We start from the raw sequence: 25,335 nt of genomic DNA on the forward strand, positions 1-25,335 counted from the left end.
CTCTAAAACGCATTCAACATGATCAGGATTTCGAAATATATGCGCCTGCTGATGGTTCTATGGCTGTCTGCCGTGAGTCTCAGCTGCGAAGATGAGAAACAGACGCCGGCGGATTACTTTGATAACGACGGCTTTAAAGTGGAGCTGGCTGCCGACAAGGCGCTAGGACACGGACAATACAGTCTGAAAAGTGAATCGGGCAGACAAGTTGCCGTGAAAGTAACGGTGGAATCGCCTGCCGGGCTCACGAGTCTTAAGATCAGGAAAACAAAAAACCTGATCGTGGACGCCAGCTATGGCACCAATGGCGAAATGACGGTGAATGCAAATGGAAATTCGTTTACCTACGATTTCACTTATCGTACCCTCAGCGCGGATGTGGACCAGCTTGTGGGATTCTCGTTCGAAGCGGTGAATGCATCCGGGGCCAAAGAAGTTTCGGACCTGACGATGCAGGTAAACCTCTCGCCCAGGGACAATATTCCGCAAAAGAAATGGAGCCTCACCTCCATCCTGCACGTGAACGAGAAGAACAAGGAGGTTATCAATGATTGCGAGAAGGACAATGCAATACTTTTCAACCAGGACGGCACGCTTAACTACTTGTATGGGACCGACACCGCCACGGGCAGTTGTCAGTTCGATGGCTTCAATGTGTATGACAAATGGGTACTGAGTGCCGACGAGAAAACATTTGCGATTACCTATCACGGGCTCTTTAACCCGGCCACAGTGGTGGATACCTACAAGGTGCGCTTGCTTACGACCGACGAAATGAAGCTCGAACTCACTGTGGACCTAACCGCATTGGGACTGGGCATTGAAACGTTCCTGTACACTTACAAGGCAGGGCCGAAATAACTGAATAGTATGTTCATACATATAGACATATTCAATTATATTTAACAAAAAACTAACCCTGATGAAATACTGTATCCTGTTTTTCATAACAGTCCTGTTTTCCTGTGGTCCGCAATCCTCTGAGGATAAGCTCGATGTGTCCAGGCCGGAGATCGATGAGAAGGAATTTACAGCAGAACCGGCCCCGGAATGGACCAATTTGTTTTTGAGGAAATCGGGCTGGTTTGGCGGCGACGGCATTTTTGCTATCCCGTTTTCGGGAAAGGATTCGGAAAAAGGCGATAGCCTGTTGTTCCTGTTCAGTGATACGATGGTTGGCGAGGTAGCGGGCGACAAACTGAAACCAGGCTATGTGATGATCAACAACTCCATGGCACTGCTGAAAGGCAAAACACCCGATTCAACGCACATAACTTTCAGAATGGCGAAGGAAAATGGGGCGTTCAAAGCTGTTTTTACACCCAAAACGGATAAATCGGATAAGGATACCTATTTCTGGCTGGGTGATGGTTTTGCCAATCCGGATGTGAACAAGGACCTGTTTATTTTTGCCTACAAAATCACCAATACCCACGATAATTCTGCATTCCCCTTCAAGGAAACCGGCAATGCGCTCATCCGGATTCCGGCGGGCAGTCCCTTTCCCTATTCGGATCAGGAGCAATCAGAACTGCCGTTCAACAATTATAAAAGCGGGGAGGAAACCATTTCTTTTGGAGCGGGGGTATTCAACAACAGCGCGTCGGCGGGAGAAGCCGAGCCGGACGGTTTTGTTTATGTATATGGTACCAAAGGCCTGACCAAAAAGCTGGTTTCGGCGCGCGTAAAACCTGCGCAGGTCGGGGCGTTCGATCAGTGGGAGTTCTGGAATGGCAGCGGCTGGTCGAAAGACGTCAAATCGGTGGCGGCACTGAGCGACTCGGTTTCCAATGAGCTGAGTGTGAGCCGTCTGTCGGAAGGTAGGTATGCCCTGGTGTATCAACTGGGCAGTCTTTTTCCGGAGATATGCATGCAGGTAGGGCCTACTCCGGTGGGACCATTCGGGCCCAGGATCGTTCTGTATAAAACCTCGAATGACATTCAGGACCCCGACCTCTTTACCTACAATGCGAAGGCCCATCCGGCATTGTCGGCCCCGAGTGAACTGTTGATTTCCTATAATGTCAACAGTTTCAAGTTCTTCGAGGTCGTGAAAAGGAAACCCAATTTATACCGTCCTCGGTTCGTTCGCGTCAAATTCAAAGAAAAAGCTTCATCTACAAACCCTTGACCATGATCGATCAGCAAAGAAAAGCGGTACCGACGGAAAATAACCTTCCGTACATCATTCTCATTACCAGCGTTGCCGCATTCGGAGGGTTTCTGTTTGGTTACGACACCGCCGTTATTGCCGGTGCGATCGGGTACTTGCAAACGAAATTCAATCTCTCGCCGTTGATGGTCGGCTGGGCCGCCAGTAGTGCGATCTGGGGCTGCGTGCTCGGCGCGATGACGGCCGGCTACCTCAGCGACCGGTATGGCCGTAAAGCCGTTTTGATCGGCACGGCAGTCCTTTTTGCCGTGCCTGCGTATGGCTCAGCGATTGCCAACGACCTCACGACCTTCATTATCATGCGTTTGCTTGGCGGGATCGGGGTAGGGGCGGCGTCGATGCTTTGTCCCATGTATATTTCAGAGATCGCGCCTTCGCACATACGGGGCAGGTTGGTGACGTTTTACCAACTGGCTATTGTATTGGGAATCAATATTATATATGTAATCAATCTCAAAATCAGTCAGGCGGGTGATGAAGCCTGGAATGTCGAGTATGGCTGGCGTTACATGCTCGGCTCGGAGGTGATTCCGGCCTTTGTGTTTTTCGTCCTGCTGTTTTTTGTGCCTGAAAGCCCGCGCTGGCTCGCGGCGCAGTCCAGGGAGGGGTTGGCCAAACAGATCCTGGAAAAGATCAACGGGAAAGCAGTCTCGCTGGAAATTTTCAGGGAAATTACTGACAGCCTGCGCGATGAAAAAGGGAGTTTGAAAGATCTGATGGACACAAAATTGCGCAAGCCATTGCTGATCGGCGTTGTTCTGGCGCTGTTTTCGCAGATCACCGGAATCAACGCGGTTATTTACTACGCTCCGGAGATATTTAAGAGCATTGGTTTCGGGGCGGAATCCGCGTTTACCCAAACCATCATCATCGGATTGGTGAATATGGTTTTCACCCTGGTGGCCATCTGGCTGATCGACCGTGCAGGCCGGCGCAGTTTGCTGATCTGGGGTGTGGCGGGGATGGTGATCTGCCTCTTTGCCACAGGTATCTGTTTCCATTTCCACTTCGATCAGGGGCCATGGCTGCTTATTTTCATACTCGGGTACATCGCCAGTTTCGCGGTTTCATTGGGACCGATTCCCTGGGTATTGATGTCGGAGATATTCCCGACCAAGATCCGCGGGATCGCCATGTCGCTGGCGACGCTGGTCTTGTGGATTGGTGTCGTGGCCATTACACAGCTTACCCCGTTCTTCCTGAAAACATTCGGCGGGGCAACGACTTTCTGGATATTTATGGTCAATGCAGTCATTATCTGGATTTTCACGATCAGAAATATCCCGGAAACCAAGAACAAGAGTTTGGAGGAAATCGAGCGGAGCTGGTAGGTCAAAAAAACAACAATAGTAATAATTCAACAGTAAAGAGCCGACGGCCAACTGCCGAAAGCCGAAGTAACAATGAAAAACATCACCATTGGTGTCGATTTCGGAGGCACACGGATTAAGCTCGGGCTTGTTTGCGAGGGCAGTATCCTGGCAGACAGGAATATAGAGGCTGCTTCCGGATCAACTTTCGAAGAAAGATTGAAGGATATTGTAGTGGAGATCAGCAGTTTGCTGGCTGGCGGCGACTATCGGCTTACAGGAATTGGCTTTGCCTTTCCGGGGATTGTCAATTTTTACACTGGGGCCATTTTATCCAGATATGTGAAATATCCCGGCGCCGAAAACATAGACCTCAATGCGTGGGCAAATACGCATTTTGGCGTGCCGATCGTGGTCGAAAATGACGCGAGGGCTGCGTTGATCGGAGAATGGAAGCATGGTGTGGGTACCGGAAGTTCAGATCTGGTACTGATAACCCTGGGTACAGGCGTGGGTACTGGCGTGCTCGTGAATGGTGCGCCCCTGCGCGGAAAGCACTTTGTGGGTGGTAACCTGGGGGGACATACCACGATCAATTTCGAAGGAGATGTGTGCAACTGCGGGAATATCGGCTGCGTGGAAAGCGAAAGCTCGACCTGGGTACTCACGCAGATAGCACAAAAATCACCGGGCTTTCCGCAAAGCAAGCTGGCCGGCCTGGCAGTAATTGATTTTAAAAACCTTTTTCAACTGTCGGAAGAAGGAGATCGGTTAGCCATGGAATTAAAAGACCGCTGCCTGACAGTATGGGCATTGTGTGTGATCAATCTGATTCACGCCTACGACCCTGAAAAGGTCATCTTTGGCGGCGGCATTATGAAAAGCGGCCACATGATTTTACCCCATATCAGACAAATGATCGACAAACACGCCTGGATCAACTCGACCGATGTGGAGCTCGTGGTGGCATCGCAACCGGAGTATGCGGGGATATTGGGGGTATGTGAATTAATAAATCAAAAAAATACTGATAATGCGTTCTAATTACGACAAGTTTCCATTTGTTAAAGTAAGTAAATCATCAGACCAATGCCTGGTGGGTTGGGGGGAGATCTTCCGCGAAGTGAAGCATTTTATTGAAACTAAAAACAAAGCCAAAACGGTGATCTGCCTGGATTTGTACCACGGGGTGGCGGCTCAGGAAGTGTTGAATGCAGTAAAGGAAAACCTGGAAGGTGCAACGTTGATCAATACCAATGATTTCCTTAAAAATCCCGCCGATATCCGTGCGATGGCGTATCCGTTTGTGACGGACGATCAGGTTTTCGGAAAAATGAACAGCCTGGAAATCACGGATTTCTTTCATATGGATAACCTTCACCGGGAGCAGGAGCGCGTGCGGTCGCTGGATTCGGGCACGCTCGTGATCTGTGGTGAAGGGGCAGCTCTTTTTGCGGACGCCGACCTGCTGATCTATGCCGATCTAGCGCGCTGGGAGATCCAGAAAAGGATGAAACGGAACGATACAGGAAACTTCGGAGTGGATAACCGGGATGAAAGTTTCGCATTGAAATACAAACAGGGCTATTTCCTCGACTGGCGCGTATTCGACCGCCATAAAATGAATTTTTTCACGCGGATCGACTATTTCATCGATGCCAATACTCCCGCCGAACCCAAAATGGTCGGTGCGGAGATCTACCACCAGGGATTGAATGAAGCGGTCAACCGGCCATTCAGGGTCGTTCCGTTTTTCGATCCGGGCCCCTGGGGTGGCCAATGGCTCAAAGAGGTGGTGGACCTGGACCGGGAGGAAGTCAATTACGCCTGGGGTTTCGACTGTGTACCCGAAGAAAACAGCCTGCTCTTCAAATTCGGCGAACACACTTTTGAGCTTCCGTCCATGAACCTGGTGCTGGCCAGGCCAAAACAACTGCTCGGTGAATCGGTTTACAGGGAGTTCGGAGCCGAATTTCCCATCCGGTTCGACTTCCTCGATACAATGGAAGGCGGTAACCTGAGCTTGCAGGTGCACCCGACGCGCGCATACATACAGGAACAGTTCGGAATGGGTTATACGCAGGATGAAAGCTACTACTTTTTGGAAGCGGAGGACGATGCCTGCGTGTATCTGGGTACGCACAAGGGGGTCAATGCGGCCGATATGATTGCAGACCTGGAAGAAGCGCAGAGCGGTTCGGCAGATTTTGATGCGGAAAAATATGTGAACAAGCTGCCCGTCAAAAAGCATGACCATATCCTAATCCCCGCGGGTACGATCCATTGCTCCGGAAAGAACGCCGTTGTGCTCGAAATATCTGCGACTCCCTATATTTTTACATTCAAATTGTGGGATTGGGGACGTTTGGGGCTCGATGGTAAGCCGCGGCCTATTAATATTGAGCACGGCAAAAACGTGATCGACTGGACCCGGGATGAGGATTGGGTGAAAGAAAACCTTTTCAATAACATCACTGAAATTTCCGGGGACGACCATGTGAAGGAAGAATCCACAGGCCTGTATGCTTCCCAGTTTATCGAAACAAGAAGGCATTGGTTTGACACCAAGGTAATCCATTACACACACGGAAATTTGAATGTGATCAATCTGGTGGAAGGAGAAGAGGTAGTCGTAGAGAGTCCGGAGGGGCTTTTTGAACCCTGTGTGATCCATTATGCGGAGACATTCATCGTCCCTGCCAATGTGCCGGCCTATACGATCGCCCCGTTCGGTCAATCGGCCGGGAAAAAATGTGCGACGCTGAAAGCTTATGTAAGGGCCGATCATTGACCATTTATATAATCCTATGCTAACCAAAACGCCCCTTCTGTTCTCCCTCCTGCTCCTGCACGCGTTAACCCTGGCAGGACAGGTGCGGATGCCGCAGATTTTTACGAACAATATGGTGTTGCAGCGCGACAAACCCATAGCGGTGTGGGGGTGGGCAGCTCCGGGCGAGCAGGTCGAGGTCGGGCTGGAAGGGAATGCCAAAGCGGTTCAATCGGATGCGAAAGGCAAATGGCTGGTGAAACTGGATGCGATGCCTGCGGGCGGGCCATATTCGTTAACAGTGAAGGGTAGGAATGAGCTCATGTTTTCAAATGTGCTGATCGGCGATGTCTGGATCTGTGGCGGGCAGTCGAACATGCAGTGGAAAGTAAAACAGACGGGTTTTCAGGAAATCGACACAGCGTTCATAAGGGCAAATAGGATCCGTTTTTTTACGGTACTCACTGAAATGGATTACCAACCCCGTGAGGATCTCAAGGGCATAGGCTGGCAGGAACTGAGCCGCGATAATATCGAAGCGTTTTCGGCGGTAGCCTATCATTTTGGCAAAAGCGTGAACAAAGACCTGAATGTGCCGATCGGACTCATTAGCGATAACCTGGGTGCTACGGCAGTCGAGACGTGGATGAGCAATGAGTCGCTGTTGCAGTTTCCGGTTTTTCAGGAAGAAATGCGGCCAACTGTGAGCACCGGTAAGAGTTTTGCAGAATTGAATGCCGATTTTGAGCGGTATAAGAAGAAATGGTATGGCCGACATTACTACCGGGGGCCGGGTGTTAAAGAGCGATGGTATCTGCCTGAAACCGATTTTTCAGACTGGAAAGCCATTAATCTCTCCGGCAATACCTGGGAGCAGGAGCCCGATCTGAAAGATTTCGACGGGGCTGTTTGGGTTAAAACCACCTTTGACTTTGACGCAGGCAAAACACAGGATTCTTTAAACCTTCAACTCTCGCAAATCGATGATTACGACATTGCCTGGGTCAATGGGGTGAAAGTGGGAGAGACCTTTGGCGCGCACAACCATCGCAACTACAAAGTGCCGGTTTCTGTGCTGAAACCAAAGGATAACCTGCTGGTAGTGCGGGTATTCGATACCGGTGGCATTGGCGGCTTTACGACGTCTTCATTCTGGGGAAACCCGGTGTTGTGGGGGAAATGGTTTTATAAAAAAGGGTCCGCCATTGAGGCCGCGAAATTTCCGAAACCGGTGGTACCCGATGCTACTCCCTTTTCTTCCCCTGGTGTTTTGTTTAATGCGAATATCGCGCCGCTGGGTAGGCTGGCGATCAAAGGGGCGATCTGGTATCAGGGCGAATCCAATGCCGAGAGGGCTGAGGAATACCGATCGCTTTTTCCGGCGATGATCCGGAGTTGGCGCAAGAACTGGAATGACGATCAGCTACCCTTCATTTTCGTGCAACTGGCTAATTATATGGAGGAAGCAGCGGAACCGAAGGAGAGTACCTGGGCGGAACTGAGGGAAGCACAGGCCCTGGCACTGCAATTGCCGAACACCGCCATGGCCACGGCCATCGACCTGGGGGAAGCGGACGATATCCATCCGAAAAAGAAGGAGGAGGTCGGGAAAAGGCTGGCTCTGGCCGCATTAAAAATGGTGTATCGGAAGGAAACAGATGCGCAGGGGCCGGTATTCAGCAAAATGGAGATCAAAGGCAGGGAGGCAATGATCAGTTATCAACCCACTGCCGGCGGCATGCATACGACGGATAAATATGGTTTTGTGAAAGGTTTTCAGATAGCCGGTGCAGACCGGCAGTTCCATTGGGCGCTGGCCCGTATTGCGGGCGACAAAGTGGTGGTGTTTTCGGATCAGGTACCTGCGCCCGTGGCCGTACGCTACGCATGGAGTGATAACCCGGGTGACCTCAATTTATTCAACAAAGCCGGACTACCTGCCAACCCTTTCCGCACCGACCAGTGGAAAGGGATCACCGACGGCAAAAAATTCCAGGCCGGTCCCCGTTTCTAGGGAGCCGCCCAGGTCGGGTCGGGCCGCGCGGGCAAGCGAACGGATTTGCAGGGAAAGATTTAAATTGTGAGTTTATTAACTTTGGCGTATGGAAATACAGCACAACGCAGAAGCAGACCCGATCGAATTCAGAATTGACCATGGCAGTCCTCTGCCGCTTCACGTTCAGGTCGAGAACCTGCTCCGGACCCTGATCGAACTACCTGAATATAAAAATGGCAAAATGCTTCCCAAAGAAGTGGAGCTGGCCAAACGCCTGGGCATATCGCGCAATACCATACGACAGGCCACCAACAAGCTTCAGAACGAAAACCTGCTCGAACGCAAAAAGGGAGTAGGTACCCGCACCATCAAGAATACGGTTAGTACCAAGCTCGTCAACTGGGTCAGTTTCAGCTCTGAAATGAACAGCCAGGGAATGGACTTCCATAATTTTAATATCAGGATCGACTGGGTTAAAGCAAGCAGCGATGTGGCCAATATGCTCCGGATACAGAAGGATAAGGAAGTATTGCGCCTCGAACGGTTGCGAGGCCTGGCCGACGGCCCGTTTGTTTTGTTCGTTTCGTACTTTCATCCGCGTGTGGGGCTTACTGGCAAGGAAGATTTTTCCAGGCACCTGTACGAAATCATGGAGCAGGATTACGCCACCGTTCCATTTGTTTCCAAAGAGCAAATCAAAGCCATTGCCGCAGACGAGCACATCGCGCACCAGCTGCACATCCCCAAAGGCTCGCCCATCCTGTTCAGGAAGAGACTGGTGCTGGACCCTGGCGAAAGACCCATTGAATATAATCTGGGTTATTACCGGGGCGACAGTTTTACCTATGAAATCGATATCAACAGGTAAGCTTTCTGCTGGAAGTGAATTGCCGGACTACCCCTAATCTTTGAAACTGGCACCTGCCGCCCTGTCATGGAGCTATTACTTTCGTCGCAAAGAAAAGATGATGAGAGAAATACTAACCAAGATTGTCCTGGACAGGGGATTACATGAGAAATGGCTTAATACCCTTTCGTTTATGGAAAACGCAGGGGCACGAAAGATTTCGGCCGCTGAGGATCCGTCGAGCGTAAGCATCGTTCAGTTGAAACATGCCGCGGAAGAGCATCGCCATGCCTATTATCTCAAAAAGCAGATTCAAAAGCTCGATGGGGGTGATCACAGCCGCGATCCGTCTTTTGAATTGCTGGCGCCTCTTCACACCAGGCAGTACCTGCACAGCCTGGATATGCAATGCGCCCGCTATCTGAAAAAGCATTTTGGTCTGGTCGGGAATGCCCTGAAATACGCATCCTACCTGTTTGTGACCTATGTCATCGAAGTTAGGGCCGACGTACTGTATCCGGCCTATCAGGATGTGCTGACGGCGCAACGGTCAAAGGTTACGGTGAAGTCAATTATTGTGGAAGAGGAAGGTCATCTGGAGGAGATGACGACGATGCTGGCGCTTTTTGATCAGAATTGGCAAGAACATGCCTCTCATCTCTCCGCCATAGAAACACGACTGTTTGAGGGCTGGCTTAATGCGATATCGGAAGAGATTTTTGGTCATGAACACGCTGGAGTTGCATTGGCATAAAGCCCTGATCAGGAGGAAGGAAGAGGGGCATTTACGTGAGTTGAGATCAGCGGGTACCGGTGTCGATTTCTGTTCCAACGACTATCTGGGTTTATCGGCGGACGTTGATTTTCAGCACATTATTTTAGATGCGATCCGGAGCGACACCCGATGCCTCACAGGAGCTACCGGAGCCCGGCTGATCAGCGGAAATTCTTTGGCAGCGGAAGAGGCGGAAGATTTTATAGCGGCGGCACATCGGGTGGAAAGCGCGTTGCTGTTTCCTTCTGGATATAAGGCCAATCTGGCCCTTTTTTCCTGCATAGCCGCCAGGCACGATACGATTCTGGTCGACGAACTGATTCACAGGTCGGTTCATGACGGCTGCCTGATGTCGAAAGCCGAGAGATGGAAGTTTCGGCACAACGACATGTCCCACCTGGAAGAATTATTAAGAAAGGCAAAGGGCAACGTGATCATCGCTGTGGAAAGTCTGTATTCGATGGATGGTGATTTTGCTCCGTTAAGCGCCATTGTGGATTTGTCCAGGAAATACGGCGCAGGGGTGGTAGTGGATGAAGCGCATGCGGTGGGTGTTTTCGGAATGGGCCTGGTCCATGCGGTTGATCTGCAACGCGACGTTCTGGCAACCGTCGTCACATTTGGGAAAGCTATGGGCGTCCAGGGAGCCGCAATATTGGGCAACCGTTTACTGAAAGACTATCTGATCAACTTTGCCTCTCCATTTATCTATTCCACCGCAATGCCGGACATACAGGTTCTGAGTATCCGGGTAGCTTATGAATATCTGGATAAGCACAGGCATCTGGCCGTCAGCCTGCAAGCGCGTATCCGTCATTTCAGAAAGTACCGGTTATCGGGTATTTCTCAGGAAGCAAGCCCTGTTCAGGTCGTTCGATTTTCTTCCACACACCAGTTGAGGGAGGTTGCCAGAACGTTACAAGAGGCTAATATCCAGGCGTATTCACTCTTTGCGCCTACTGTCCGGGTGGGTGTGGAACGTTTACGTGTATGCGTGCATGCCTTCAATTCAGATCAGGAAATAGACAAACTGTGCACGATCATAAAAAAATATGAATACCAATAGAGGGCTGTTCATTACCGGCATCGGGACCGGCGTGGGAAAAACGGTCGTATCGGCTGTGCTTGCTCAGCATTTCCAGGCCGACTATTGGAAACCCATACAGTCGGGGGACCTTCTTCGTACAGACAGTATGATCATCGGTGAATTGATTGACAGTCACTTGCATATATATCCCGAGCGTTTTCGCTTCCGGCTCCCTGTCTCCCCGCATCAGGCGGCGGCGGCTGAAAACACCGCGATGCGACTTGGAGATTTCGAGTTGCCGGACACCGCGCGACCGCTCGTTGTGGAAGGCGCAGGTGGGTTGTTTGTACCGGTCAACGACCATCATTTCATCATCGATCTGATCGCGCAGCTGAAACTATCGACGGTTTTGGTGGTTCGGGACTACCTGGGATGTATCAATCATACCTTGCTGTCAATCCATGCATTGCAGTCCCGATGTATACCGATAGCCTATGTGGTATTTAACGGCCCGTTCAATCCTGCAACCAGAGCTATTCTGGAAAAACATACCCCGGCAGATACGAGGGTAATCGAGCTGCCGGAAATGGCGCCGTTAACCAGGGAAGTGATTTACAGCGTTGCTCGGGAGATTTCGCGAAAGACCCGTGCGGATTGAGTGCCAACGCAATTTTGAGCTTTAAAATAATAAACATGCAACAGGAACTGATCCGACGCGACCAGCAGGTTAACTGGCATCCATACACGCAAATGAAGACGGCGCGGCCGATTCCCATCGTGAGAGGCGAGGGGGCCTATTTATTTGACGCCAATGGCAAGCGATACATCGATGCCGTTTCCTCCTGGTGGGTAACGTTACATGGGCACGCACATCCCTACATTGCCCGAAAAGTTTCGGAGCAGTTGCAAACGCTGGAACAAGTCATTTTCGCCGGATTTACCCATGTGCCCGCCATCGAGTTGTCTGAAAGGTTATTAGCATTACTGCCCGGCAATCAGCAAAAGGTGTTTTATACCGACAACGGCTCGACCGCGATCGAAGTAGCTCTGAAAATGTGTATCCAGTACCATCAAAACCGTGGTGTTCGCAGGAGCAAGATAGCGGCCTTCCGCAATGGATACCACGGCGACACGTTCGGAGCCATGTCGGTGAGCGGGCGCGGCACATGGACGGCACCGTACGGGGAATTCCTTTTTGAGGTTATGTTTATCGATACACCCTCAAAAGGCAATTTGTCTGGGCTAAAAGAGGTCATAGACCAATGTGCGGCCGAATTGGCATGCTTTGTTTATGAACCGCTCGTACAAGGCGCCGGTGGAATGCAAATGCACGATGCCGACGACTTATCGGAACTGATGGGTTATTGCCGGTCAAAGGGTGTTTTGCTGATCCAGGACGAGATTTTTGTAGGATTTGGCCGGACAGGAAAACTGTTTGCATCCGATCACCTGTCCTTTGAACCCGACGTAATGTGTTTTTCAAAAGGATTAACCGGGGGGACCATGCCCATGGGACTGACTACCTGTACGCAGGAAATATATGACGCCTTTTATTCCGATGATAAAACAAAAGCACTGTTTCATGGACATTCCTTTACGGCTAATCCGCTGGCATGCAGCGCTGCATTGGCAAGTCTGGATTTGTTATTGCAGGAGTCTACACAGAAAAATATAGAACGCATCTGCAATCAGCATGCTGCGTTTGTCAGGCAAATCGGGGGCTACCCGGCCTACCTGGCAGCAAGGCAATGCGGAACGATCCTGGCCGTGGAGTGGAAAACCGAAAATGAAACTTCCTATTTTAATTCAGTTCAAACCCTTCTCTACGATTTCTTTCTGGACCGGAATATTCTGATACGGCCTTTGGGGAATATTCTTTACCTGGTGCCTCCTTATTGCATCTCGGAGGAGGATTTAGCCTATATCTATCAGTGTATTTTTGATTTGATAGCATTAGTCAAACCGGACGTCGACATCAACTCCCCGGACCAGGGATTGATAAACAACACAATATCTTTCAGTTAGTTTTGTGAGGGTTTGTATTTGTTCAGGAGTTGCGCTGGATTCCAGATGGAAAGAAAGGCGTATCTGTTTAAACCCCACAGGAGCTTCTTTTGACACACCTATTGTCCCGCGGAAATCCAGATCGCCTTCTGCCCTAACGCAGCCTCCGGTTATCTCGATCCCGATGGCTGTCGACACCGCACTCAGCGTCACACCCGCGCATGCTACGAGCGCCTGCAGAAGCATATCACCTGAGCACGCGAGCATACCATTGCCTCCGGTGGCAGGGTGCAGTCCGGCTTCTACCAGCGCCCTGCCGGTTTCGACTTTACAGGAGATCCCTTCCCCAATTTCGCCCTGCGCTTTGAGGGTAATCATGGCGGTGTCCGGGTGCGTGTTGTATTGCTCTTTGAGCGGACCTTGCAGGTTCTTTAATTCTTCCGATTTCATAAACCACAGTTTCTTATTGGATCTACTCAGATCTTTTTTTCGAATCTGCTGTAAGGTATCACTATTGTCCGCAAAGTGATCGCTTTGAGGTAATTAGTCTTGAAGAAGATGTATTTCACGGATCAGATGGACTGTTACCGGATTTAATGCCGTGCGTCACCCCATTGCCTTCTTCAAAATCTTCATGGTTTCCTCCTGACGATGCCGCACGAATTGCTGGGCCTTCAATGCTTTTCTTTTGGCTTCCGACGGATTTTGCGCCATGGCCAGCACTGCGGGCTTAATGCGTGCTACCTCCTCCGGCTTATCCATATCAAAAAGCCAATCGTCGAGGCCGATATCGCGCCACATGAAGCCTTTGGTGGTTTGTTCGGTAAAACGACCGACAATGGCAGGGATACCGTGGCCAATGCACATAATAGGGGAATGCATTTCAAGGCCGAACAAGCCTGCGGACCGAAGGTAGGTACTCAATGCCTCATCGGTGAGCCAGTAGCGGTCGCGCCATACTACCCGGCTCCGGTACTGATCCGGTATTTTGTCGAACAGGACGTCCTTTCCCAGCTTGACCTGTGTTTCGTCTTCGGGGCAAATGAGTATTTTTAAATCCGTTTTTTCCAGAACGGCGATCATCGCTTCCCGGATCGGTCCATTGTCGTGTTCCCGCATTTCCACATTCCTTCCGTCTTTGAAAGCGTCATAGGGCGTATTCCTGGATTTGACTTCCCAATAAGGTGTGTAACGCTGGCGCGGAATCACACATAGAAATTTGCCAGCTTCCAGGCCGTGTTCACGAAGAAAATGATCCGCCTTGGTGTAGTTGAGGAGGTCTACTGCAAAAGCACCATCCGGGGCGAATCCCATGACAGGACATTTGACACCATGAGTACGTGCACAGTCAAGGGAAGGAGTGTCCCTGAAAAAAGCAAAGCGCGCGTTGGAGAGCAACTCGGTGTCTGTTTTCAGGGAAGCGATCTGTTGTTCTGTCGGAGTGCCATAAAATCCGGGAAAGGTAATGCCATATATACCATAGGGTTTGGCGGTTTCCTCCTTCCATTTTTTGACGTCGTTGCGGGCAACAAGTGACGGCCCCGACCCATGCAAAAAGAAATCACCCTCGGCGAACGCCTTACGGACGAGCTCCGGCGTGTCAAGGATACTGACTTTCGGAAATCGTTTTTCAAGAATTTCCTTCACGCCATTCCCCACGCTGGAAGGCCACAGGCGCACCTCCACATCGGGGAGATATTTTTCGAGGATGGCGAGTACACCGGGTGTGTGACCGATGTCGCCGATATTGACAGTCTGCCAGGACGATCGGAGGATGATCACCCTGGGTACAGCGGAATGGACATTGGCCAGCGAACCGAGCAGCAGGCCGGCAGCCAGGGGCATATCTTGAAGGAATTCTCTTCTTTTCATGGTTTAATGATTTTTTGTGCGGCCTGAAAATCCTGTACGGCCTTTTGAACAACGACGATTTCGCTTACCGATAACATTTTGACGATACTTGTCACCCTTTCAGATTGGGACGGATTGTTTTTTAAAACCGAAAGGATCTTTGTCGCCATCCAGGGATTGGCTGCGTCGAGTTCTGCGGCCAAAGTGCCGTACCATTGCGCTGAAAGCGGATAAGCAGGCTTGATGACGGTAAGTATTTCTGCTTTCTGGGCCTGATTTTGGGTTTGATAAATAGTTGCAAAACGATCTTGTACCCCGGGTGATGAGAAGTTTAAACCGCGCAATGCGGCAAGCGCTGGCACCCTGAGTGCAGGATCGGCTGTCCCGGCCAGCGCATGAAACACGAGTGATTCGATCGTCGGGCTTTGCGGGAGTTGCCCCTGGCCGAACAGATCGAGCAGAAATGGCTCGTACCGGGCCCGGTTAACTTCAAGGAGTTTGTCCGGCAACTGGTTTTCTGACAAGCGGCGTGCGGTCAGCTTGGCCAGTTGTTCCTTCTCGCCGAGATGGATCAGGTGCCAGAGGGTGTGGGTCGTATACACTGCTTTTTCAACCGCTGCTTCCGCGATTTCATGCTTGGTAGCCCCGGTCACGGCATCTACGCCATCCTCTTTTTTTTCGTCCACGAGCTCGCTTAGCGCGTATTCGCGCAGGGACGACCAATCGTTTTTCAGGATGGACATCAGCTTGCGGTAATCCCAGGTCGTGAAGTCACTGTGATCCGTTTTGGTCAATGGCTCCTTAAAAACTTCCAGGCCGGCGAAATCACCGGTACAATCCCAGAAAATACCCACATCGATCGGCCGGCAGTCACCGGTGAGGCATACTTCCGTCGCAACCCGCCGGTACCAATAAATGAGGCCATCGGGGCCGTTATACTCCTGAACAGCAACCGGTTCCCTGTTGTCGTTTTCGATCGTAAGCGGTTGCTGGTGCTTGTTTAATGCCAGCGATTCCAGGCCGGGGCTTTGGTAGTATGTTTTCTCGGTCCCTTGCCCTGGCGCCGGCAGGGCGAAGAGAATGACCAGCAGCGACCACAAATGTTTCCGGCGCATTATCGGGTTGAATGGGGTTGTAAGGTACTTTTTGTTTACTTATATCTCAATGCTTTTCTTCAATGCTTTGCCAGGGCGCGGAAAGGAGAGCCCTGCCAGATGTTTTTTCCATGCTGCCGCATTGTATCCCCATTCCTTGCCCGTTAGCTCCCGAAGCTCGTTTAATGCAAAAGCTTTGTAATTGAAATGCAAATCTTCCAGGTATGCGTTCAGGAGTTCAAATCCTTTCCGGCCTCCGCACCGTGCCATTGCTGCCGCTATGCTGATTTCGAGCGAGCCGCCGTACACCTGCCAGCGGACTTTGTCATATTCGGATGTCATAAACCCGCCAATGTTCCGGTCGTTCAGCAGGTTTTCGAAGCCCTCCACCAGGGATTCGTCGGGCAGCCTTTCGGCGTACATGCACAAGCTCAGAATGCGGTTATGGAAGGGCACGATCTTGATATCGATGCGTTCGTTGTAGTAGTCGTTGGTTCGTGGCACCATTCCGCCGCCTGAACCGGTTTTTTCGAGGATGCGCCGGATCGTTTTGGTTTCGGAGCCGTTTCCGGACATCCCCAGCAGCGCAATATTCTGATTGATTTTCCAGAACAGCCCTTCCAGTTTGTTCTTTTCCCTGCCCCGGATGCTGTCGTAGTCGTCAATATACCCTTTCGGATAGCCATCCTCCTGTTCGAGCTCGAAAAGCTGGACCAGTTCGCTGCCGATGAGGGTATTACCGCCGCTGTCTCCAAACCAGGCAAGCATTTTTGCCAGCAGCAGTTTCCCTTCCTGGCGGTCGGTTTTTTCGAAACGAGCTTTGATCAGCGGAAGGATCAGCGACTTTTCAACACGGCTGCATTCATACAGGTATTCCGCCGCCCCGGATTCGAGTTCCTGTACACGTCTCTGGATTTCCTGCGGATCGGCCCGTTTATCGCCCGGTTTCCTGGTAAGGCATTCCTGGGGAAGGTAGCCGAGTGCAGCCCACTCTTTCTGGATAGCCGTGACATGATAATCTCTCGGGCGGATTTTCTTCCAGGCAATGTCCGCGGCGATCTGGCCTGTGATGTACCCCAACACCAGCAGATCGGCCGTCATTCGTGTGAATTGCAGGGCATTACGGCTTTGCCCGAACCCCCGGCCCGATATCAGTAAGCCGTCCAGTTTTTGGGGTACGATAGACCGGTAGGGAATCTCTACGGTGATGTCGTTGGAATGCGGAAGCAGAAAGCCGCATTTGCTGTACTCCGACGAAGCCACATTATGCGGGTCAAAATCGCTGCTTGCGAGCACCAGCACGTCTTCGAAGTGTCGTTTTTCGACGCAATCGATCAGGTCTATGTTGTAGATCCCGTCGATTCTGCGCGATTCCCTGACGGTGAGGAAGGGGTGGAAGTCATAGAAATGCGCTTCGTAATGAGATATGAAAAATCCCCGCTGCTGTTCGGATATCTTCCGGTTGTCGAGAATATCGTAATCGCGGTTGGTAGCGGAAGGAAGCTTGCCTGCACCGGCGATGTCCCATTGGCTGTAATTTTGTGTAAACCCGATCCGGGAGTCGCCGATCTGAAAGGCGGCGCCTGCGAAAGCCGCCACGTCACCATCCCCCGTTCCGTCGATCGTCACATCGCCGAGCACCAGTTCGAGTTGACCATAGCGGCATACGATCACACCTTTCACGGCATTGTCGTGGGTCACAGCCCCGCAAAGTATTGCGGAAGTAAGGAACTGTCCTCCCTTGTCCACAACCGATTGAAGATGATAGACCTGCCGCCCGGTTTTCTTATTCATATTGGCTTCGAGCGCAAGTCTTTCGGCTTCGTCATTTTGTTTTTTGAAGAAAACATTGTCCTTCACGCCATGGTAATAACCCATTACGCCGCCCATGGTTTTGGTGCCACCCAGGTCGTTGAAATAGTCGGCAACGATCGTGTCGGCGCCTTTGTCCACCGCTCCCTTGGCTGAGAGTGCGCCTGCCGTACCACCTCCGGCGACCACCACCTGGGTTTGTTTCTTTGCGTTAATGGCGGCAAGCCAGTCTGTTCTCACAGCTTTCAGGGGAATATGAAAGCCTGGTTCGTCGATATCCTCGAATTGTACTTCTTTAATGGCCAGTTTCCTGCCCGGCAGCAGGAGGTTCTGAGCGGGACCCGGCGTCTGGATTTTGATGCTGTCTACCAGTTCCTGCGCTTTTTGCTCGATGCTGAGGAGCGCTGCCGCCGAAGCGGGTAGAGGGCTATCGAGCAGGTAGTGGCCTTTTAATGCAGGTGAAGGTGCCGTATTGTCCGCCAGTGTCAGTGATGTTTCCAGTGCATACTGGCCTATCTGTGCTCCGGTGAAGCTGTCGCCGAGCGATTTCATCCTGATGCCCAGCTGGGTTGCTATTTGCCGCGCTTTATGTTCCACTTCTTCAAGCCGGTCGGTGTCCGCCGGATACTCGAATGCCAGAAATGCCTGATCGTCGGCAAGCTTGCCGGGATGCACAGTCAGCTTGTTGCCGGCGAGGCCAAACGAAGGATCTGTTTTTATTTCTTTGAAAGAAGGTTTGTTCACTTTTTGCACTTCTATGACGAACCCTGCCTGCTTTACCCGGGGCGATTGTCCGGCAAGCCTTCTGCTGAACATCCATTGATCCGAAGCGTCGATAAAACTGTTGCATTGGACCGAAAATATGCCCTGCTTGGTGGCCAGCAAGGCACCGCTTACCTGACCTTTGTGTTCCAGCAGCCCACAGGTATCTGTCATCAACAGGAGGTCTACCTTTCCCAACAGGAGGTTTCGCACCATGCCTTTGCGTATGCTTCCCTTGAAAAGGGCAATGTCATTCCCCAGCCGGCTTTTTCCCGTGCCGGAGCCTTTGGTATTCTTGATCTCCTGCTGTTCCTGGGCGGGCAGCAGCAGTTCCTGTAAGTCGGGGCGGAGGCTGTCAAAACCTTCTGCATTGATCCAGAGCTTGCTTTTGGCTGCGAATTCATAACCGGGGCTGGATCGTTTTTCGACAAGGAGTACTTTTTTGCCTTTCGAGGCGGCACGCAGGGCTGCAAAATAGCCCGCCATTCCCGCGCCGTTGATGAGAATGTCGTAGCTTTCAACGGGCGCGCCGCCGCCGAACTGGCGGCTTATTTCGGCCATGGCCTGCTGGTTGAGCAGGGAGTTGGTCAGCAGCACAGCGCCTGTCGCCGGGAGTGCCAAATGTAAGAATTTACGCCTGTCCATCATGGGCATAGAGAGTTATACTTGTCAGAGACAAGTGTTCAGGGTTTTGTTTGGTCAATGATATTCCGGAGATCGGCGATGTAGACGCCTCGGCTGTTGTCGTCGTATCCGTTGAAGATCACATACCTGCCGGTGCGGTCCCAGGTAGGGTGGGCGTCCATCCGGAATGAGTTATCCTTTACGTCGGGCACTTTCACCCTGGCGATAATGGTCTCTTTGCCGGTTTTGATGTTCATCAGCCGAATAGGCACGATCCCGTCGTCGTTGGTAACGCTCACTTCGTGGCGGTAGGCGTCGGTTATGATGAGAGGTAGGCCTTTGGGATGAAAACTGGGATGGCCGGAGCCGGGAGAAAACACGGTTTTCAGTTCTGCCCCGTCGTATCTGGCCGTGATCAGTTCCAGGCCGAAACGGGTGCTGTCGACTTCCAGGTTCATCGAAAAATGTTCGCCGTCTGGCATCCAAGCCATATGGTGTCCGCCCCTGGCATATTGTTTCGTGGTAATGGCAGTTCTGATGTCCGTGCCATCGGGTTTCATGGTGACCAGGGCCACCTTGCGGGGGCCGCCGGATTTCGGACGAATGATGAGGCAGGTCATCAGCCGGGTACCCTGCGCGTTCCACATGGCTTTGAAGGTGTATATCTCGTACTGCTCCGGATCATCAATCCCGATTTTAGGCCGGGCTTCTTCAAAAATCCGTTTGATGGAAGCGATCATGCTCGTTTTACCACTCGCGACATCGGTCACGAAAAGGCCGTCATTGGTCACGACGCCTGCATTTTTGTTCCGGTATTGCTCGGGGAGGATCACTCCGTAGCCCGACTGGGCATATACAGAATTGACCATATTGTGGCTCGCCGTCTTTTTCCCATCGGGTGTGACCATAAATGTTGCACCTTCCCATTTTCGTGATTGGTGGCGAACAGGGTCATGCAAAACGGTATAGCTCTTCCAGGTGTTGATATTTACCTGATTATAAAACAATTCATGATCCGAGGCGCCCCATTGCACGTTAGCGCCCACCTGCATTTCCCAGCCATAGGATTTGCCCACCACGCTTTCCTTCCCGGTAGAGAGATCGACCAGTACCACTTCCCCGGGCTCTCCGGGCTCCGGGTAGCGGTCTTCAAAAGGAATTCTGAACAACGCAATATACCGGCCGGATGGGCTGATGGGCGAGGTGTCGTGGAACCGGTGTATGATTTTCCCGGAAGCTACCTTTCGGATGGGAACGTCGGCGGTCGGCGGTTCAGCGAAATTTGCCCCGACCATTATAGCTGCGAGTACAACCGTGGCCGACAGGATCATTAATCTTTGTTTAAAATCAATACCCTTCATTTTGGCGGAGTTTAGGGTTGGCATCCATGTCGGTTTGCGGGAACGGGAACAGTGTATGGTGAGGCTGGATCTGCGGATTCCTGTTGAAACTGGTTTCCGCTTTTACGGCTTCGATGAGCTTTCCGGTACGTAACAGGTCGAACCGCCTGTGGTTTTCAAATGTGAGTTCCAGCCGCCGTTCCAGCCAAACTGCCTCTCTGAATGCCTGATAGGAGAGGTTGGTTATCGCTGCGAGCCGCGCCCTCGTCCGCACTTTGTTCAGCGCGGCATATGCTTCGGGTGTCGGGCCATTATTGATCTCGTTGAGCGCTTCGGCGTAAAGCAGCAGTATGTCGGCATAGCGCAAAATGGGGATGCTCGTGCCCTCGCCGCCGCTCGTTTTGGCAGTTTTGTCCCAAAGCTTCTGGAAGGATGTGGCTTTGGTGAAATCCGGATTGGTGACGGATAGCTCCACAGTAGTGCCGTTGTAGGCATAGGAAGTAAGAAAAGTGACAGCTTTTCTGGCATCCTGTTCGGAATACAGTTTGAACAAACTTTCGGTCGGGCGAGCTATCCCGCTTCCCCCGCTCGGGTATATGAGCGCGCTGCGTACGCCATAACCTCTGCCCAGGCCGTGCCCGCGTACATCCGTGAGGTATTGCACTTCGAAAATATTCTCTTTTCCGCCCCTTGCCGCAAGCGAAAATGCGTCGGCGAAGTTCGCATACAGGTCATATACGCCCGAGTCGATAATCTGTTTCAGTTTGTCGGCGGCCAGTTTCCAGTAGTTGGATTGACGGTCTGTCCCGGCCATTGTGATGTACACTTTGGCCAGCATACCCATGGCCGCTCCTTTGGTGGCCCGTCCCGCGTCGCTGGGCGGATATTTTGCGGGCAGGATACCCTCAGCGGCCGTCAGTTCCCCGATAACGAACTTGTAGATTTCCTCCGCCGGTACCTTTTCAACTTCCAAACCGTCGAGCGAGGAAGTTTCGGTGGTTACCAGCGGCACGCCGCCATACCAGCGCACCAGGTTGAAATAATGCACTGCGCGCAGAAAACGCGCTTCGGCGATGTAGCGTGTTTTGAGTGCCTCATCCATTGGAATGGAGGGAAGACGGCTGATCACGGTGTTCGACCGGTTGATCCCCCGGAACCCGCCCGCATAATAGGCTATGAATGAATTTGCTGAAGTAATCTCGTACCGCCAGAGCTGCGGCCGGTCTGCGGCACCGGTCAGGAATGGAATGCCGTCGTCGGTGGTAACCAGATCTGCAAATGGATCCAGGTTACCGATGGCGCCATAGCACGCACCCAATGCAGCTTTTGCGTCTTCCGCTGTTTTGTAGTAGGTGGCGTCGGTCAGGTTGGTGACCGGAGTGAGGTCCAGCTTGCTTTCGCATGAACCCAGCATGATCACCGGAAGGAGGTAAATGAGTTTGAATTTCATGGGAGAACTTTTAAAAAGTCAGATTCAGTCCTACAAGAATGGTTTTTGCTGCCGGGTAGCCGCCGTAATCGATGCCCTGGCTCAATGAAGAGCTGCCGTAGCGGTTCACTTCAGGGTCGTAGCCGTTGTACCTGGTTACAGTGAAAAGGTTCTGCGCCGCGATGTACACTTTCGCTGCCTGTGCCCTGAATTTGCTCCGCCAGTTTTGAGGCAGGTTATAGCCTATTGAAATATTTTTGAACCTCAGGTACGATCCGTCTTCCACATGGAGTGACGACAACAGCCGTGAACCACCGGCAGCATTGGCCCTCGGAATGGTATTGCTGGGATTCGAAGGCGTCCAGCGGTCCAGCACGCGGGCCGACTGGTTGTTCCCTCCTGTGAAATTGAGCTGGTCGAATGAGCCGTAGTTCAGGATTTCGTTTCCGTAAGAGCCCTGAACAAACACATTGAATTCAAATCCCTTGTAAGTGAGCGTGTTGTTGATGCCTCCGAAGAAATCGGGGTTGGCATTCCCCAGGATATCGCGGTCGTCGTCGTTAATGACGCCGTTACCATTGCGGTCTACATAGCGGATGTCGCCGGGCTTGGCGGTTTTCTGGGCGGAATTATCGACTTCCGACTGGCTCTGGAAAATGCCGTCCATGATGAGCCCGTAGTAGTTGCCCAGCTCGCTGCCCACCCTGAGCAAAATAGGATTCTGCGAAGTATTGGAAATGGTCGCATCCGCCCCCGTCCTGAATTCCTGGCGGCCATCGAGGGTCAGGATTTTATTCCGGTTAAATGTGATATTGAACTCCGAATTCCACCTGAAACCTGCCTTGTCGATATTGATGGTGTTGATGGACAGTTCGATACCTTTGTTTTGTACGCTTCCGATGTTTTTCAGCGTAGTGGTAAATCCGGAGGATGTGGGCACGCCCACGTCGAAGAGCAGATCGGAAGTCTTTTTGTAATAATAATCGGCCGAGATATTGATGCGGTTACGGAACAACCCCAGGTCGAGGCCGATATCGAATTGTGCGTTTCTCTCCCATCTCAGGTCGGGATTGGCGATGCCTCCCGTGGCGGAGCCTGTGTTAAGTACGCCGCCAATCACGTAGGGCGTGGCGGAAATATTGGCCAAATACCTGTAATTCCCGATTTCCTGGTTACCGGACAACCCATAGCTGGTGCGAAGCTTGGCCTCGGATACGGCGGGGATACTGGCCATCCACTTTTCATTGTGAAGCTTCCATGCCAGCGCGCCCGAGGGAAAGAAGCCGAATTTGCGATTGGGCCCGAAGCGGGAGGAGCCATCCCGGCGTCCGGTGAGGGTCAGCAAAAAGCGGTCGTCGTAACCATAGTTGACGCGGGCCAGATAGGAGATCAATGCCCACTCATTGGCTGCCGAGCTGGGCGCGATGAGCGTGGAACCGGTGCCAAGGTTGTTGTATTCCGCAAAATCGTTGGAAAAGGTATTGGCGTTGGCGACGGCATTCTCCCCCTTGATTTCCTGGATCGTGTAGCCTGCCAATGCGCTGATCGTATTTTTGGGGTTAATCGACTTCGTGTAGTTTAAAGTATTCTCGTTGAGCCAGTTGATACGCTGTGTGGTATTCACCGACGCACTTCCCTGCACGCTCGCCCCGACGATCGCGTTTCTCGTCACATAATAGTTGAGTCGGGAACTTTGAAGATCAGCGCCCAGGCTGCTCCTCAGGTTCAGCCCTTCCGCGATCTTGATATCCACATAAGAATTGGCAAGCAGCCTGATCAGGGAGTTTTTATTGGTGAATTCGTACACCAGCGCGAGTGGGTTGTCGGCGCCGAGGCCGTTCAGCTGGCCCTGGTTTTTGTAATAGCTGCCGTCATCATTATACATTTTGAAAGTAGGAGAATAATTAAGTGCAGCGCTGATCACGCCTGTGTACGAAAGGTTTCCGGTAGGTTCGGTCTGAGCATCGTTGCTTTGGGTATATGCACCCTGAAATGTCAGGCCGACCTTGATGCGCGGTGATATTTCGGCGTCGATATTCGATCGTAGCGTATAGCGTTTGAAATCAGAGTTTTTGATAATACCATCCTGCCCATAATAGCCAAACGAAATGGCATATTTAGATTTTTCGGACCCTCCTGAAATCCCCAGCTGATGATTCTGGATGGGTGCTTTTTGCAAAATGGCTTCCTGCCAGTCGGTACCTTTACCGATTTCCGCCGGTAGCGGCCGGTCGGCTGAGGAGCCGTCGAAATAGGGAGCACCGCCATTATTGACCTGGGCATCGTTCACGAACTCGGCAAACTGCTGTCCATTGAGCAGCGGGATAGTCCTTCGTACCGATTGCACGCCATAATAGCCCTCGTAAGTCACTACGGTTTTTCCCGCTGCGCCTCTCTTGGTGCTCACGAGCACCACGCCGTTGGCCCCGCGTGACCCGTAGATGGCCGTTGCCGACGCATCTTTCAGGATTTCAATGGATTCGATGTCGCTGGGATTGATGGAGTTGAGGTTGTCGGTTGGAAATCCGTCCACGACGTAAAGCGGGTCGTTGCTGGCATTGACCGACCCTGAGCCACGGATGCGGATGGTAGAACTTCCGCCGGGTTTGGCCGAGTTGGTGATCACCTGCACCCCCGCAGCCCTTCCCTGCATGGCACGGTCGAGGGATACGATGGGCGTGGCTTTAATATTATCTTCGCTGATCTTTGAAACGGAACCGGTCAGATCGCTCTTTTTCACGGTGCCATATCCTACCACCACCACTTCTTCGAGTGATTTGGTATCCGTTGCCAGTTGGACGGTCTGGTACGATTGATTGGTGATCCGGATTTCCTTTGGAATATATCCCACGAAAGAGAAAACCAGGGTAACAGGCAGGTCGCTCACAACCAGTTTATATTCTCCCGCGACGTCGGTGGATGTACCCTGCTGGGTACCTTTTATCATAATGCTCACACCAGGCAAGGGGCCGCCGGAGTCGTCGGTTACTTTCCCCGAAATGGCAACCTCCGGCCTGACCTGTGGAGCATTGGCCAGGCCGTGGGAGGCCTGGCCAATGCCCGGCTGTGACGTAGTCGGATTGTCGGCTGGTGATATAATGGAAACGGGTTTGGCCGGGTTTGTACCTGGATTCTTATCGATGATCAGGTACGAACTCTTGTTAACTTTTTTATAGGTCAAACCCAGCGGCGTCAGTATCTGATCCAGGTTCTTTTCGAGTTTCCATTGTTTGTTAATACGAAAGTTCAGGACCTGCATGCCGTTGGTGGCCTGGGAATCGAACAGGATATCTACCTGAAAATGTTTTTTCAGTTCTTTCAAAGCGTCCCTCAGGAGCAGAGGCTGGGACGGGCGGGCTGCCGGGCTATCATCCTGTACCGGGTGTTGGTGCATGGCTAATACCTGGGCGCCCGACGGGCAGGAGAAAAGCAGATGGAGAACGAGGGTGATTCCCCAAATGGAAATGAGGCGTAAACTTCTGGACATAATAGGGTTGTGTTTACAAAGGATCGGACAATAC

At 51.8% G+C, this 25,335-nt stretch carries 18 protein-coding genes; 11 read left to right on the forward strand and 7 right to left on the reverse strand.

Features of this window, described 5'->3' with window-relative positions; translation table 11 throughout:
* Positions 1–18 precede the first annotated feature (18 nt).
* The 11 genes from BP71_RS00760 to bioA all read left to right on the forward strand — a co-directional run bounded on the left by BP71_RS00760 (position 19) and on the right by bioA (position 12,923).
* Complete coding sequence (locus BP71_RS00760) at positions 19–861, forward strand: hypothetical protein (RefSeq protein WP_496375565.1); 843 nt, start codon at positions 19–21, stop codon at positions 859–861.
* Positions 862–922: 61 nt separating this feature from the next.
* Positions 923–2,131, forward strand: a complete 1,209-nt coding sequence (locus tag BP71_RS00765) for a DUF5005 domain-containing protein (protein ID WP_496375567.1) — start codon at positions 923–925, stop codon at positions 2,129–2,131.
* Positions 2,132–2,133: 2 nt separating this feature from the next.
* Positions 2,134–3,504, forward strand: a complete 1,371-nt coding sequence (locus tag BP71_RS00770; RefSeq protein WP_496375569.1) for a sugar porter family MFS transporter — start codon at positions 2,134–2,136, stop codon at positions 3,502–3,504.
* Positions 3,505–3,576: 72 nt separating this feature from the next.
* A complete protein-coding gene (locus BP71_RS00775; RefSeq protein WP_496375571.1) occupies positions 3,577–4,527 on the forward strand; it encodes an ROK family protein in 951 nt (316 codons plus the stop codon).
* Positions 4,517–6,274, forward strand: coding sequence for a class I mannose-6-phosphate isomerase (locus BP71_RS00780; protein ID WP_496375573.1), 1,758 nt, complete (start codon positions 4,517–4,519; stop codon positions 6,272–6,274). The genes BP71_RS00775 and BP71_RS00780 overlap by 11 nt, the downstream gene beginning before the upstream one ends.
* A 16-nt stretch (positions 6,275–6,290) precedes the next feature.
* Complete coding sequence (locus tag BP71_RS00785) at positions 6,291–8,267, forward strand: sialate O-acetylesterase (RefSeq protein WP_496375575.1); 1,977 nt, start codon at positions 6,291–6,293, stop codon at positions 8,265–8,267.
* An 88-nt stretch (positions 8,268–8,355) separates the two neighbouring features.
* Positions 8,356–9,117: a GntR family transcriptional regulator gene (locus BP71_RS00790; RefSeq protein WP_496375577.1), complete on the forward strand. Its 762-nt coding sequence runs from the start codon at positions 8,356–8,358 to the stop codon at positions 9,115–9,117.
* A 100-nt stretch (positions 9,118–9,217) separates the two neighbouring features.
* Positions 9,218–9,850, forward strand: coding sequence for a hypothetical protein (locus BP71_RS00795; protein ID WP_496375579.1), 633 nt, complete (start codon positions 9,218–9,220; stop codon positions 9,848–9,850).
* Positions 9,822–10,937, forward strand: a complete 1,116-nt coding sequence (locus tag BP71_RS00800; protein ID WP_496375581.1) for an aminotransferase class I/II-fold pyridoxal phosphate-dependent enzyme — start codon at positions 9,822–9,824, stop codon at positions 10,935–10,937. Before BP71_RS00795 ends, BP71_RS00800 begins: the two co-directional genes overlap by 29 nt.
* Positions 10,924–11,556, forward strand: a complete 633-nt coding sequence (gene bioD, locus BP71_RS00805) for a dethiobiotin synthase (RefSeq protein ID WP_496375583.1) — start codon at positions 10,924–10,926, stop codon at positions 11,554–11,556. The genes BP71_RS00800 and bioD overlap by 14 nt, the downstream gene beginning before the upstream one ends.
* A gap of 35 nt (positions 11,557–11,591) precedes the next feature.
* Complete coding sequence (bioA, locus tag BP71_RS00810) at positions 11,592–12,923, forward strand: adenosylmethionine--8-amino-7-oxononanoate transaminase (RefSeq protein WP_496375585.1); 1,332 nt, start codon at positions 11,592–11,594, stop codon at positions 12,921–12,923.
* Here the strand turns inward: bioA and BP71_RS00815 are convergent.
* From BP71_RS00815 to BP71_RS00845, 7 genes are all read right to left on the reverse strand, one after another.
* Complete coding sequence (locus BP71_RS00815; protein ID WP_496375587.1) at positions 12,852–13,352, reverse strand: OsmC family protein; 501 nt, start codon at positions 13,350–13,352, stop codon at positions 12,852–12,854. The two genes, bioA and BP71_RS00815, sit on opposite strands and share 72 nt — an antisense overlap.
* Positions 13,353–13,508: 156 nt before the next feature.
* Positions 13,509–14,774 carry a polysaccharide pyruvyl transferase family protein gene (locus BP71_RS00820; RefSeq protein WP_496375589.1) on the reverse strand — a complete coding sequence of 422 codons (1,266 nt, stop codon included), beginning with the start codon at positions 14,772–14,774 and terminating at the stop codon, positions 13,509–13,511.
* Positions 14,771–15,868: a hypothetical protein gene (locus BP71_RS00825; protein ID WP_496375591.1), complete on the reverse strand. Its 1,098-nt coding sequence runs from the start codon at positions 15,866–15,868 to the stop codon at positions 14,771–14,773. Before BP71_RS00825 ends, BP71_RS00820 begins: the two co-directional genes overlap by 4 nt.
* A 39-nt stretch (positions 15,869–15,907) precedes the next feature.
* Positions 15,908–19,069 carry an FAD-dependent oxidoreductase gene (locus tag BP71_RS00830; RefSeq protein WP_496375593.1) on the reverse strand — a complete coding sequence of 1,054 codons (3,162 nt, stop codon included), beginning with the start codon at positions 19,067–19,069 and terminating at the stop codon, positions 15,908–15,910.
* Between the two features lie 35 nt (positions 19,070–19,104).
* Positions 19,105–20,406 (reverse strand): TolB-like translocation protein, encoded by a 1,302-nt coding sequence (locus tag BP71_RS00835; protein WP_496375595.1) that lies wholly within the window; start codon positions 20,404–20,406, stop codon positions 19,105–19,107.
* On the reverse strand, positions 20,393–21,835 hold the full coding sequence (locus BP71_RS00840) for a RagB/SusD family nutrient uptake outer membrane protein (RefSeq protein ID WP_496375597.1): 1,443 nt from the start codon (positions 21,833–21,835) through the stop codon (positions 20,393–20,395). Before BP71_RS00840 ends, BP71_RS00835 begins: the two co-directional genes overlap by 14 nt.
* Positions 21,836–21,845: 10 nt before the next feature.
* Positions 21,846–25,301 (reverse strand): SusC/RagA family TonB-linked outer membrane protein, encoded by a 3,456-nt coding sequence (locus tag BP71_RS00845; RefSeq protein WP_496375599.1) that lies wholly within the window; start codon positions 25,299–25,301, stop codon positions 21,846–21,848.
* Positions 25,302–25,335: the final 34 nt, after the last annotated feature.

This window comes from Dyadobacter ginsengisoli DSM 21015, assembly GCF_059568735.1.